Origin of the sequence: Legionella drancourtii LLAP12 (genome assembly GCF_000162755.2) — a bacterium.
In the GTDB taxonomy this organism is placed as follows: Bacteria; Pseudomonadota; Gammaproteobacteria; order Legionellales; family Legionellaceae; genus Legionella; species Legionella drancourtii.
Genome location: NZ_JH413840.1, coordinates 1 through 13,508, shown reverse-complemented (window position 1 = coordinate 13,508; position 13,508 = coordinate 1). Strand labels below are relative to the sequence as shown.

Sequence of the window (13,508 nt, the reverse complement as noted above, 5' to 3'; positions counted from 1 at the left end):
AAGCTATGTTTTATTCACATATAACCTGTTATGTGAATAATTTTTAGGGTAAAAACAGGCTGCTTTGGGCTAAAATTCACTTTTTTATGCTTTGGAAAAGATTTGTAAATTCATAGAGTTAAATCCATACCGGCTAAAATAGTAAAATACTTACCTAAACCCCAATATGATAAACGGACAGGTTTCCAGTTGTTTGCCACTAGGAAAGGAAACTGGAAATTTTTGATGTTATTTAGAAAACTCGGGTGGAAACAAAAGAATTCAATCCCAAGCGATATCTCAATCAGGTAAAGGGGTTTCCTTGGAAACTTCATTGGAAACAAAGAGGAAACTATCCACTCATTGTTTGGAAACTTTTAGCCCCCAAAAACTAAGTAAAAGTTTCCAAACAATTGATGATTTTTTTTGTTCTTGCAAAGGAGCACAACATAGCATTACTGCCGGATGATAAGCGTTGGATTAAAACAATATGTTTCGGGATTCCACCGTCAGCTTTAAATGAGCTACTGAGCCAATACACTATGCATTGGCAACTTTTTTCAAATAGAGAACCTATTCAACATAAAAAGCAAAATGTTGGTAGACGTGTTGCTAATGAATGGTTAAGAGAACAATTAATTACCAGACACCGGAGAAACCATGTCCAAATTAGTTAATGTAAAAGAAGCTACCGAGCATGATCAAAAGATTGTAAAAACCAATTGTTTTAAGCAGATCTTAATTCATGAAAATGCTTTAGCTAACAATAGCTATAAAGATGAAAATTTCAATCTTAATGAGGCCGAGCAATTTACCCATGAAGCTATAGGGGAACTAAATGCAAATAACGGTATGCAATCAATGCTCGCTGCACAAATGCTATCCATACATAAGCTACAACAAAAAACCATGTGTTATGCGCAAAACATTAATAACATCAAGCTCGAAAAACAATATATTAATTCGGCAATAAAGCTTTCTAATTGCTTTGTACAGCAGGCGAATTTACTTGCTAAGCTGCAAGGCATTGGAGGACAGAAGATTACTGTTGAACGTGTAGAAGTGCATCAAGGCGGCCAAGCTATTGTGGGAAATATTCATAGGGGGTTGGGTGATAAGGAAAAAATATGAAAACAACCTCAAGAACCGAGAAAAAATGTTATGCATTTGAAGATGCGCCACGTTGTGGAGCTAGAACAAAAAACAACTACGGTAAACCTTGCAAATGTCCTGCTATTAGAGGGAAAAAAAGATGTCGCGTTCATGGGGGCGCACAAGGTTCTGGAGCCCCAAGATACAATCACAATGCTTTAAAGCACGGAGAAACTACCGCAGAAGCTAAAGCGTTTAAATCTGAAATTAGGCAAGCAATTCAACGCAGCAAAAAAATTATTAAGGAGTTTGAATTGCCATAATTGAGATTCAAATTTCATTTTAGAAGGATGGTGGGTGGGGGTATCCAGGTTTTTGCATATGGTATGGTCATCCGGAGGCGTACAATTTTCTTAATCCTTCTGCCAGTAAATTTTAGTCTAGATCATAATTAATACATGATGTGCAATAAATGCTATTCTTTGGTATTATGGGATAGGGATAAACTTGGTGTAAAGAGGCCATCCGATGGCATATAACTGTGGTAGTGTTTCTAGTATGCGGTCATTTTCTTTCTAATAAACCCGTATTCAATACCTTTATTGCATGAGAAGCGTTTTGTTTCTGGTTATCATTTGCATATTCGCTATTTAAAACAAGTTCAGCCTGTTGGCGCAATTTCTTTAATTGGCTGAATTCATAAAGTCTATTTGGCGAAGGCTCTTCCCCCAAACAATGTTCTTTATCATTAAAGCATTCAAGAGCTTCAAATGTTTCACGCATCGAAAGCAATTCATTACCAAAAAGAGTATTGAAGAATAATAGAGAGCATTCAGATATGGCTGTCTTAATTAACTCATTATCTAAATTTAAAAAAACTCCAAAGTTACCTTCCATACGCTTAAAAATTATCTCAAAGCCATTTATAGTGACTTTGTTAGAATAGCCCATTACAACCCCCCTCTATTTACCTTGAGCTCCTAATTTACTGTGCACATGGATGCTATCACGTGCACACAATACTAATTCATAATCAAGATTATCTTTGTATCGGATGAGGATTGATGGGCTGTGGTTGCGGCTGAGGATGTTGTATCGGATTACCCATTGCATCCCAATCACCTGACATATCTGCAAATGCACCAAAAGAAGCTATTACTAATAAGACTGACATTATGATTTTCATTTGTTTACCTCAATTTTAGGTTATGTAAATTATCTCTCCGTTGTATTTTTCACCAGACGATCCTGCCTAATTGAGCGCATTATATATAGTTAGTGGGTATGTGTATAGGATTCCTAAGTATCTAGCAATTAAAAAAACTTAGAACCTCTAAGTATTGAATAATTATTAGAGAAGAAAATTGGACTCACCTGTTCCAAAAAGATTAAAAGAAGCAAGACTAGCTATGGGCATTTCTCAAAAAAAACTTGGCATAGCTGCGGGTATGGATGAGTTCTCCGCAAGTGCACGTATGAATCATTATGAGATTGGAAGGCATACACCTGATTACTCAACATTGAAAAGAATAGCTGAAGTACTATCTGTGCCTACTGCTTTTTTTTATGCTGAAGAGGATGAGTTAGCTAACCTAATTAAGTCATTTAAAAGATGATTTTGATAACTCTGATAGCATATATTCAGGGGGTATGCAGAAGATATTGCATTGTTTCATAATCCGCCTCCCTTAAGATTAACCCGCCAATATTTATGATGACATGGTCTAATAGATCAAATACATCGCATCTTGGTACAATTAGAAATCATTAACGATCATAAAACATATGAAAAATAATAAAACTGTTCACCGAGCTCATCGTAAATGCTCATGTGGTAGTAAAAGGAAATACAGAAATTGTTGTGGCAAAACCAATACTGTAAATTTCCAGGATTTGTCACCAGAACTTCAAAAATTCGTTAGAGAAACGCAGATTAAATACCAAATTAGTACAAAATATCACCAAGAATATTTTGGTTTTACTCCAGAAATTCAAAGTTGTGTTTTTCAGGGGAAAAGAATGGTGATACTTGGTAACTCAATTGTTGTTTCTGATCATCCTGAGATTGATTGGAGAAGCCCTGCAGAATTCTTATCGAGTAATCTTAAAACTACTTTGGGAAATGATTGGTTTGAAAGTGAAGCTAATAAGCCTGAATCAGATCGTCACATCATCATTAAATGGTGTACAAAAGGACCATTTAAAGTTATTGATTCGCGAGAATCTTTGGAAGTTTGTCAGTTGAGTGGCAATGAATTAGCCTATTTGCATTTAGCATATGATCTGTTCGTTTTAATCAATCATAACTATTTAATTGATAACTTAGTAAAGAGATTAAAAGTTGAGTCTAGCTTTAATGGAGCTCGATATGAATTGTTTGTTCTTGCAACCATGATAAGAGCTGGTTTTAAACTAAAACCATTTGATGAAACCCTTGGGCTTGGTCGAGTAACAGAGTGTCAAGCCACTCATATTCAAACTGGTGAAATTATACAGGTAGAAGCTAAAGCTAGAGATGTAAAAGGTGTGCTTGGAGCGAAACAAGGGAAGCGCAAGAATATTGATTTATATCGTAAGCTAAGAAATGCTGTAGAAAAAGAAGTTGATGATCCCTATATTGTGTTTGTTGATGTTAATATGCCTGAATTAGATATTTACAATGATCGAGATAAGATAGACAAAATAAGAGGAGAGTATAAGAAACTAGAAGAGAAATTTCCGGAACATTTACCCAATATTGTTTGTTTTACAAATATTCCTTTTCATTATGGGCGAGAAGATAATCAGCTAAACAGTAGCACTCATGGGATAATTATCTCACATAGACCGAAAGTAAAGTTTAAAAATCAAGAGCAGATAGTCGCTTCATTAAGAGCATCTTTAGATAAGTACCAATTTTTACCGAAAAAATTTGATGAGAGTCGAGAGTTTGCAGAGTCCTTTTTTCCTCAGTGATTTGTAGTTTCCCGTTAAGATCCCAGCAAACTTATTAATTAAGGCCAAATGAGAAATGCCCTTTTATTTAAAATCAATTTGCTCTGCCTCTATTGTTTTAGTTGACTAAAAGCATTCTTTATTCTAAATTCTAGAATATGGAATAAAGGATGATGCTCAATGATTAAATCACAAGACATCGTAGTTCTGGCCAAACTGTTGGCATACCAAACAGATAAAAGCTGGTCTCAAAATAGTATTGCATTTGAGTTGTGTTTGAGTCCTTCTCAAATCAATAGTGCATTCAAGAGATTAGTGGCAGTAGGGTTAATCACACCATACCATCCGCCGGCCAAGCCGCAACCCATTATTCAGGCTTGTGAAGAGTTTTTTCTTCATGGTTTAAAGTATGTTTTTCCTGCTAAATTAGGTGAGCTAGCCCGTGGAATTCCCACTAGCTATGCTGCTCCCTGCTTAAGTGATCAGATTGTTGCTGGTAATGATCCTATCCCTGTATGGCCATATGGCGAAGGGAACGAGCGTGGTCTTGCCTTAAAGCCATTATATTCATCAGTGCCTGAATCTGTAGCAAAGCATCCAGATCCGTTATTTTATGACTTATTGACACTAATTGATGCTATTCGTTCTGGACGCGTAAGAGAAAGGCAAATTGCTTCACAAAAAATATTAGCATTATTAAAACCAAAAAAGTTGGTATCAAATGAATAGAAGTTCAGCCCAAAGAAATATCGAATCCCTGAGTTTAATTGCGCATCGGCTTGGGGATTTATGTGATGAAGTAACTTTTGTCGGGGGGTGTATCACAGGTTTATTGATAACAGATAAAGCTGCTCCTGATGTACGCTTTACCGTGGATGTTGATTGTATAGTCAACGTTATCACCAAGCCAAGTTATTATGCTATTGCTGAGAAATTACGCCAGAAAGGATTTAAGGAGCTGATTTCTGGTGATCACCCCATATGCCGTTGGGATTGCGATGGCATTTTAATTGATGTTATGCCTATAGATAAAAGTGTCTTAGGCTTTTCTAATAAATGGTATAAAGATGCGCAAGAAAATTCTATCAAGCATAGCATTGCTGACAATGTAAATATAAAGGTTATTTCCGCACCTTATTTTCTGGCAACCAAGCTAGAAGCATTTAAGGATCGTGGGAAGCAGGATTTTTTGTTAAGTCATGATTTGGAAGATATTATTTCAGTAATTGATGGCCGGCCAGAAATAGCTAGTGATGTTTTAGTAGTATCGGATAATTTAAAGCAATATCTTTCATCAGAATTTGGAGTGTTAATGAGTAATGATCGGTTTCTCCAAGCTTTACCTGGGCATTTAAACTATTCAATAGAGTCTGAGAGTCGAAAGAAAATTGTTGAATCACGGATAAATGCCATTATTGATGTGGTGAAATAATGAATATTGCTTGGCTAACTGATATCCACCTCAATTTCTTAAAGGTTGAAGCAAGAAAAAAATTTTACCAACAGGTAATTGAAACTGGTGCAGATAAGATTTTGATTACTGGTGATATAGCTGAAGCAAAAGATGTGTGTGAAATTCTTCAAGAATTTAGCACATACACAAATAAGCTTATTTATTTTGTATTAGGCAATCACGACTACTACTTTAGTAGCGTTAATAATGTACGTGAAAAAGTTCGTGCTTTGTGTGCTCAGAATAAAAACCTCATTTGGCTTGGGGAGCCTAAAACTTTAACAATAGCTGACGGTATTGTATTGGTGGGGCATGATGGATGGGCAGATGCACGTTATGGGGATTTTGATCATAGCTTAGTCAATTTAAATGATAGTCGTTTGATCGCTGAGTTATACCAAGCTTTTTTATTGAATAAGTCTGCTTTAAAAAGGGAAATGCAAAAATTGGCTGATACAGATGCCTCAGTTCTCCAAGAGACATTATGTGATGCAATTGACATTGATATTAAAAAAGTAATTATTGCTACTCATATCCCACCATTTTCTGAAAGTAGTTGGCATAAGGATAAACCAAGTGATGAAAATTGGCTGCCTTATTTTGCTTCAAAAGCAACTGGTGATGTGATTATGAATTTTGTTAAAAAACATGCCGATATTCAGTTTTTAGTTTTATGCGGCCACACTCATACATCAGTAACTATAAAACTTTCTGATAATCTGATAATTAAATCAGGGCATGCTGAATACTATAAACCTGCGATTCAAGAGGTTATTTTGCTTTAAAAAACCAATAGCCAATTTTGAATCTAATTAAAGACTATCCTCTACCTTTGGATCAGGACAAAGTTCAATTATTTTTTCTTGAAGATCATCATTCCAAATTTCGTTGTCTTTTAGCAGCTGATATAATTGATCAGCTTTATCCTGCATAGCTTCGAGACTTTTTATTAGGGCATATTTTCTATTAATGGAAATATTACTTTTTTCTGCTTCTGAAAGGGTTCGATTATATATTACCAAAGGAAAACAACCTTTCTGATGATCTACATATATGTATGCCCCTTCTTCATCTCTTAATGGCAAAAAACTATAGTATTCTTCATGTACGGCATTATTATCATTTAAATTTTTTATTAGCTGACTTATTTTTTCTTTTAAAATAATATCATTTCCATCATTAAGGTTTTGAATAACCTTATGAATTGCATAACACAAGGCTAGCTTATACGATAAGACATAACGACCATTATTATACCTATCGGATCTTAAGAAATAATCTTTTTCATCTTCATTGGAATACTCTTCCATGATTTTTAGTGCTCTAGTCATTTGAGTTCTCCCTAACTACAACTTTGGTGTATAAATTTTAGACAAAAAAGGAAATCGGGTCAAATGAGGTGCTCAAATAATTATTAAAAACTTGCTTTCATATATAAGTTTTGGGGGTATATTTGAAAATACAAATAAAATAATTATTTTAATTCAATACATTAGATCATAAATTAAATAGCCGCCGCCCCACCAACTTTAACTTTGTTTAAAATTTTCGACAGAACCAATTTAAATCACCTTTACTACGCCCTTCACCACATCAAAAACTTTATGTTTTCTTAGGTCGCTCAAAGTTGTTGCAAACCCTTGTTTATGACTAAAAAATGCTCATCAATCCCTAATACTTTTGGACAGGTGGTGTTTACGCGCTCTCTACCTTTTATCTGATAACGCCGATGATCCCAGCGGCTTTACCCTGGTTGAATTGATGCAATAACTCCTTCTGGGAAATACTACTCGTATGATGATGGTATATTTGAGTATGTACACGCTTAGTCGAGGTAATGCCCTGAAATTGCTGATTACCATAACGGCCACACTCATTAAAAAAAATCGCTAAATCAAATGGTTAGTCTAGATTAACTTGATTAAAGGGCACCCTTTTTTGGGGTAGAGCCAATTCACCATCGGCCTTTTTCGTCGTTTAATAAATGTTCGCAATCATTTACAGATAATGGACGACTAAAATAATAGCCTTGCACTGCGTCAACTTGCTGGGTGCGTAATAAATTCACTTGCGAAATCTCTTCAACCCCTTCAGCAATCACTTGCAGCTGTAAACGGTGAGCTAATTCAATGATGGCTTCTAAAATAATCTTATCTTGCTCTTTTAACTGATTTTTATTAATAAAAGATCGGTCAATTTTTAATTTACTAAGGGGCAAACGTGTCAAATATGCCAAGCAGGAATAGCCTTTGCCAAAGTCATCAATGACTAAATTAATGCCTAAATTTTTTAACGCCTCCATTTCTTTTATAATGTTGGCTGATTCGACAAGAATAGATTCAGTTAACTCAAGCTCTAAATAGACAGGTTCTAGTTGAGTTTCTGCTAAAATATCGGCGATTAATTGGCTAATAAATTGATTTTCAAATAGCAATGCTGAAAGATTAACCGCTATAGGCACTCTCGGTAAATCTTTATTTTGCCAGCTCTTAACTTGCTGGCAGGCTGTGCGCAGTACCCATTCACCTACGGGCAGCATGAACGGCGTTTTTTCGAGCAATTGAATAAACTGCTTGGCTTCTAATAATCCCTTTGTTGGATGTTGCCAGCGCAGTAATACTTCAAGACTTATAATGCGCTCGCTTACTAAATCAAAGATTGGTTGATAAAATAAACAAAATTCCTGATTCGCTAATGCATTTTCGAATTCAGTTTCAAGATGATGGTTTTGCTGAATGTATTGAGTTAATGCCACCGAATAAAACTGATACTGGTTTTTGCCCAGTTCTTTAGCCCGATATAGAGCCGTATCCGCTTGCTTTAAAAGGCCCTGAATATCTGTAGCATCTTTTGGGAATAAACTGATGCCAGCACTGGTTGAAATATGGATAGTGTGGCCTTGTATTATAACAGGAGCAGCAAGTTGCTGATAAATTTTATCGATGATGACCTTTACCTGCATGCTTTCATCAAGGCTATCCAATAAAATCACAAACTCATCGCCTCCCAGGCGTACTGGCAAATCGCCAGCGCGCAGACAGGTTTTAATCTGCTCTGAAAAATAGATAAGCAACTTATCACCGACTTCATGACCCATAGTGTCGTTAATCGTTTTAAAATAATCCAAATCCAGGAAAATTATGGCTAATTGTTTGGCTTCACGTGATAAACGCGAGGCGCTTTGCTGAAAAATTTGAAAGAGCAGATTACGATTGGCAAAACCCGTCAATGGATCATGGGTTGCTTGATAATAAAGGTATGCATTTTCTAATGAAATGGCGGCCTGGGACACCAATATAGTAAGGTCTTGTAAGTGCTGAGCAGTAAAGGAATGCTTAAGCATATTATTTTCAAGATAGAGAATGCGTCTTAGTTGGCCCTGATAGAATAAAGGAATTATTAATATAGATTTAGATTTAGACTGCTGCAAATAAGAGTCTGAAAATTGGATGTCGTTAGCGACATCCTGTATTAGCACTGCTTCTTCGGTGCGTTGCACATAGTTAATAACCGTGAGCGGTAAATCTGAGCGTGTCTCTACGCTCTTTGCATCTACCAACCAAATGCGTTGTTGCTCTAAAGTACCCTCGGCTTCGATAAGCCAGGAATTGTCCTTCTTTATGACAAGTACACTGCGTTGCGCGCCAGCATTTTCAAGCACAATTTGCAGTAGTTTTTTTAATAACTTATCGAACTGTATTTCACTGGCAATCGTTTGAGTTAATTTGAGAATTGCCATAAAATCTATGGAAAGATCATTGCTTGAGGTCGATGTTTGTGTATTCGCCATGGTCTTTTGCTGTAAGGATGTTTTATGACTATCATACTCATAAAACGATTGGGGGTATTGTTGCTTTAGACGCTGGCAAAGTGCGAGAGCTCCCCAACGTTCATACCCATAATGCGCTTCGCGAAAATAGTGTTTTGCTATGTGCGGTTTGTTTTGCTGTGAGTAAAAGCGAGCAGCACATTCATTAATAACGCCAGTAAGCTGAGGGTAATTATTATCCAATGCAAGTTGAGCCGCTTGGTCGTACAAATCACTTGATTTGCGATAATTTTCTTGGATAGCGAAGATTTCTGCACTAAGCACTAAATAATACGGTTCAAAATTGATGGCACACCATCCCGACCAACGCTTAAACGCCTTTTGAATAGCGAGGAGCTTCTTTTTGTAACCGCATTGCTCATTGGTGGTGGCTGTTTTATAGCTCGCTGCTAAACTCAGAGCATAATATAATTGTCCTTCGACATACGTGATGGTTCCTAGAGCTGAATCTTCAAATGCCTCTGCATCTAAACCCGTTGCCACTGCTAAAGAAAATTTACCGGTCAAATAGGCGAGTTTTATCGCACAAAAATAAAAACAAGCCTTTTCATGCTGCGTTTTGCATTCAGCAACAGATTGGAAGGACTGTGCTATTTCTTGATCAAAATTTTTATTTATTGATGAATGCTGCAAGTTTATTACTGAATATTCCAACAAAATCCAGACCGGATAGAAATAGTCATTCGGGCCACGTTTCTTTAGCGCTTCTCTGATGGTGCTTGAAATGTCAGATAGTGGGTAACTTAAAGCATATTGCTTTAAAACATGACTTATAAAGCTATAATCAGCGGTTGCTAAATCCCCTGTTTGTTGTGCTAATTGATAACTATGTAAGGTATAATTCAAGGATTGAGGGAGCGGATATTTCCAAAAATGGAGAAAATGTCCCATACAAAATTCCACTTTAGCTAATACAGACGGATCGGGGTAATATTCAGCAAGCCGATAAGCAAGTGCAACGTGCTTAAAACTTGCGTCATAGCGCTTAAATACATGGATTAATACAAATGCATAAGCTGCAAAACAATATGAACTTTCAGGTGTGTATCCGTAGCGTAATGATAGTTTAACAGCGTGAAATATGAGTAAAACAAATAATTCTTTGTTCGAAGTGATGTAGGTGGAGGCGTATAACTGATTTAAGATTTTTTGCAACAAACTGTATTCATTACTAGCTCGCTGAGTTAAATCCAAATTAGTAAATTTTTTACTATACAATCGCCATTCGACAGACATGTATGCGGTTAAAATATGATAAGGTTTGGGATATAGAGGAAGATCAAGCCCAAAAAAGACGTAGTACCGCCAATCCCTGCTGGAGTGCATCGTTATAACGGTTCGCAAGGCTAAGCCGTATGATATCGAGCTGATAGACCAGCATTCTATCAAGCTTGGTTTTCGCTTGCTTGAAGAGCATTGCTAAGTGCTGCCTGGCAAGCTGCTGATCATCAGTTAATAATTCACTTTCAGTCAGGCCACAATGTAACGCAAAGGTTAGGTCATAATGATGCTTCCAGGCATCTTGTGGTAATAGGGAAACGGCCATACTGAAATAATTTTTGGTAGCTTGGTAGGCCGCAACAGCTTTTGCTTTTTTGCCTACTTGCAAATTAAGTTCGGCGAGTTCCAACCTTTCTGCAGGCTTGCTAATTAATGACGAAGCTTCATTTAAATGACGTACGATTTGGCCAAGATAGGTTTCATCATCCGAATTCTTCTCCGCGTTGTTTAGCAATAAACGACCAATATTTAAATGCAATTCACGTCTAAGTTCAGGCACTATAAGCTGATAGGTTGCTTGCAAAATACGGTCGTGTTTAAACTGAAAGATAATCAAATCTTCTGAAAGCTGCGCATCAGTGACGTTGTCCTCCATCAACTCGATGGTCTTGTAATTGCCGCGGACTAACTGGATGAGGTTGGCATGTAAGGCTTCCTGCAACAAGCTCATGGTGAGTGCTACGGATTGTTGGCCGATAACCGATAATGTGTGTAAATCAAACTGGATACCAATACAAGCGGCTAATTTAAGCGTATCTTGCGCCGACGGTGATAGCTGCTGAATGTTGTTAATGAGTAGATCGACGACATTTGCTGTCATATGCTGCTGCTCGATTTGCATAATATCCCATTGCCATTGGTCTTTTTCATAATCGAAGGTTAACAGATGATTATGATGCAGGGTCTTGAGAAACGCATGGATAAAAAAAGGATTACCCTCGGTTTTTATCTGCAGGATTTCAGCCAAGGGTTTTGCTCGGGCAAGTCCGCAGCCCAGCGTATCGGCAAGTAGTTGTTGCAGATGGGAATTTGTCAATGGCGGTAATTTGATAGTATTTAGGACTACTGCATTAGCCATTAGTTTTTTCTGAAACTCGATCAATGGATGGCCAAACTCCACCTCATTATCGCGATAAGTGCCAATCAACATAAAATAACTATTTGCTGTATCCGTTAATAAACGTTGCAGCAGTTGTAACGACGCATTATCTGCCCATTGCAAATCATCTAAAAAAATAACTAATGGGTGATCTGCCTGGCAAAAAACCTGTATAAACTGCTGGAATGCAAACGTCAGTTGGTTTTGAGCTTCACCAATGGTATTTTCTACAGGTGATTGCGGGCCAAGCAGTCGTTTGATAGAAGGAATCAAAGCCAGCAGTGCATGCCCCTGATTGCCAATAGACTGTTGTAAGGCTTGTTTCAAGTGTTTTAGTTTTTGCTCAGGTTCTGCCAATACTTGTCTAATAAGGTTTTGCAACGCATCAATGAGCGCACTATAAGGTTTGTTCTGCTGTAATTGGTCGTATTTACCTTGAATAAAATATCCTTTACGACAGGTCAGCGGTTTATATATTTCTTTAATTAGCGAAGTTTTACCGATCCCTGAATAACCAGACACTAGAACCACTTCCTTTTTCCCTTGACTCACGCGCTCAAAAGCAGCAAGTAGCTCTGCGATAGGCCCTTCACGCCCATACAATTTTTGTGTTTGCTGGAGTTGATCACTGATATCAATAGTGCCTAAGACAAATTCAGCGATAGTTTGTTTTGATTGCCATTGTTTAGCACATTCGGTTAAGTCCGCTGCCAGACCTCGTGCGCTTGCATAGCGTTCTTCTGGCATTTTAGCCATTAGTTTGATAATAATCTGGCTAAGCATTGTGGGAATATTTAGAGGAAGCGATGATAGAGGTACCGGAGTTTTTGCAAGATGACAATGCACCAGCTCAAGAATATCAGTTGCATCAAAAGGTAACTGGCCTGCTAACATTTCATAATAAGTGACTCCCAGAGCATAAAAATCGGTGCGATAATCAATACTTCGGTTCATTCGCCCCGTTTGTTCGGGTGATATGTATGCCAGTGAACCCTCTAAAAGACGAAGGTTATTATAGCTTTGTGTTTCCTCAATCAGCTGTGAGGAAATACTAAAATCTGCCAGTTTGATTAACAGGGTATGAGGCTCAATAATGATATTAGCAGGCTTAATGTCTTTATGAATAATATGTTGTTGATGTAACTCCGCTAAGGCGTCGACCAGCTGTAAAGCAATTGTGAAGAAAACATCCAGTTCCAATGGCTTTTCTTGTAAAAAACTCTTTAAGGTCTGACCATTGATATCTTCTAAAACTAAAACAGTAAGGTGACCTTGTTGAATGAGTGCATAGGGCTTAATAATACCTGGAATATTCAGTTGTTTGAGTAAAAAATATTCGTGTTGCAAGTCCGCGAGAATTTTAAGAGATGGGTGCTCTGAGTATGGACATTTGAGCATAACGGGAAGATTATCATGAAGCCGTAACCCGCGGTAAAGTACCGTGTTGGGGCTTTGATAAAGCGTTTCCAGTATTTTATAGCCTTTGATGATGTCCATACTTACCGGATGTCCAAAACAGGTTTTAATCATACAATTCTTAATGTCCTTGGGGGGAGCTATGGAGCAGACAACTCAATCAAGTGAACCAATATGAATAAATTAGTTATATATGATTCAATAATGTTGCTAAATGTATAGTATAGTACTACGTATAGTATAGTACTACGGGGTGTAAATTTCATATTATAGGTGTTTCAAATTTGTGCCGTGGTGTATAAGTTAGCGCTTCATAAAGAGGGCTTCCTAATAGATAAACGTATCCCATAGATGCAAGTATGGCGTAGCGCTCATATTCACGCGTGCTTTTTTTAAATGATAAAATGGGGACAGTCTGGGACGCA

The 13,508-nt window shown here is 37.2% G+C and carries 12 protein-coding genes and 1 pseudogene; 7 read left to right on the top strand and 6 right to left on the bottom strand.

Going from position 1 to position 13,508, the window contains the following annotated elements:
- Positions 1 to 639: 639 nt before the first annotated feature.
- Complete coding sequence (locus tag LDG_RS13175) at positions 640 to 1,110, top strand: hypothetical protein (protein ID WP_006871894.1); 471 nt, start codon at positions 640 to 642, stop codon at positions 1,108 to 1,110.
- Positions 1,107 to 1,394 (top strand): HGGxSTG domain-containing protein, encoded by a 288-nt coding sequence (locus LDG_RS13170; protein ID WP_006871893.1) that lies wholly within the window; start codon positions 1,107 to 1,109, stop codon positions 1,392 to 1,394. The genes LDG_RS13175 and LDG_RS13170 overlap by 4 nt, the downstream gene beginning before the upstream one ends.
- Positions 1,395 to 1,635: 241 nt before the next feature.
- Here the strand turns inward: LDG_RS13170 and LDG_RS13165 are convergent, their stop codons facing one another.
- Both LDG_RS13165 and LDG_RS19720 read right to left on the bottom strand, forming a co-directional pair.
- Positions 1,636 to 2,022 (bottom strand): hypothetical protein, encoded by a 387-nt coding sequence (locus tag LDG_RS13165; protein WP_006871892.1) that lies wholly within the window; start codon positions 2,020 to 2,022, stop codon positions 1,636 to 1,638.
- An 88-nt stretch (positions 2,023 to 2,110) separates the two neighbouring features.
- Positions 2,111 to 2,257, bottom strand: a complete 147-nt coding sequence (locus tag LDG_RS19720; protein ID WP_158307887.1) for a hypothetical protein — start codon at positions 2,255 to 2,257, stop codon at positions 2,111 to 2,113.
- A 178-nt stretch (positions 2,258 to 2,435) separates the two neighbouring features.
- On the opposite strand from LDG_RS19720, the gene LDG_RS13160 reads away from it, so the two are divergent.
- The 5 genes from LDG_RS13160 to LDG_RS13140 all read left to right on the top strand — a co-directional run bounded on the left by LDG_RS13160 (position 2,436) and on the right by LDG_RS13140 (position 6,243).
- Positions 2,436 to 2,687 (top strand): helix-turn-helix domain-containing protein, encoded by a 252-nt coding sequence (locus tag LDG_RS13160; RefSeq protein ID WP_040535879.1) that lies wholly within the window; start codon positions 2,436 to 2,438, stop codon positions 2,685 to 2,687.
- 169 nt (positions 2,688 to 2,856) lie between these two features.
- Positions 2,857 to 4,026: a YecA family protein gene (locus LDG_RS13155; protein ID WP_006871889.1), complete on the top strand. Its 1,170-nt coding sequence runs from the start codon at positions 2,857 to 2,859 to the stop codon at positions 4,024 to 4,026.
- 159 nt (positions 4,027 to 4,185) lie between these two features.
- Entirely contained in the window at positions 4,186 to 4,734 is a 549-nt protein-coding gene (locus LDG_RS13150; RefSeq protein ID WP_006871888.1) for a helix-turn-helix domain-containing protein, read from the top strand.
- Positions 4,727 to 5,437 carry a hypothetical protein gene (locus LDG_RS13145; RefSeq protein WP_006871887.1) on the top strand — a complete coding sequence of 237 codons (711 nt, stop codon included), beginning with the start codon at positions 4,727 to 4,729 and terminating at the stop codon, positions 5,435 to 5,437. Before LDG_RS13150 ends, LDG_RS13145 begins: the two co-directional genes overlap by 8 nt.
- Positions 5,437 to 6,243, top strand: a complete 807-nt coding sequence (locus LDG_RS13140) for a metallophosphoesterase family protein (protein ID WP_006871886.1) — start codon at positions 5,437 to 5,439, stop codon at positions 6,241 to 6,243. The genes LDG_RS13145 and LDG_RS13140 overlap by 1 nt, the downstream gene beginning before the upstream one ends.
- A 27-nt stretch (positions 6,244 to 6,270) precedes the next feature.
- On the opposite strand, the gene LDG_RS13135 is transcribed toward LDG_RS13140, so the two are convergent.
- The 4 genes and pseudogenes from LDG_RS13135 to LDG_RS13125 all read right to left on the bottom strand — a co-directional run bounded on the left by LDG_RS13135 (position 6,271) and on the right by LDG_RS13125 (position 13,197).
- The gene (locus LDG_RS13135; protein ID WP_006871885.1) at positions 6,271 to 6,789 is read right to left on the bottom strand and encodes a hypothetical protein; all 519 of its coding nucleotides are present in this window, start codon (positions 6,787 to 6,789) and stop codon (positions 6,271 to 6,273) included.
- Between the two features lie 249 nt (positions 6,790 to 7,038).
- Positions 7,039 to 7,345: pseudogene (locus LDG_RS20840) on the bottom strand (ISL3 family transposase); the annotation flags it as partial.
- Positions 7,346 to 7,412: 67 nt separating this feature from the next.
- Positions 7,413 to 10,505, bottom strand: a complete 3,093-nt coding sequence (locus LDG_RS18630) for an EAL domain-containing protein (RefSeq protein ID WP_158307886.1) — start codon at positions 10,503 to 10,505, stop codon at positions 7,413 to 7,415.
- Positions 10,506 to 10,566: 61 nt separating this feature from the next.
- Complete coding sequence (locus tag LDG_RS13125) at positions 10,567 to 13,197, bottom strand: ATP-binding protein (RefSeq protein ID WP_050805568.1); 2,631 nt, start codon at positions 13,195 to 13,197, stop codon at positions 10,567 to 10,569.
- Between the last annotated feature and the right edge of the window lie 311 nt (positions 13,198 to 13,508).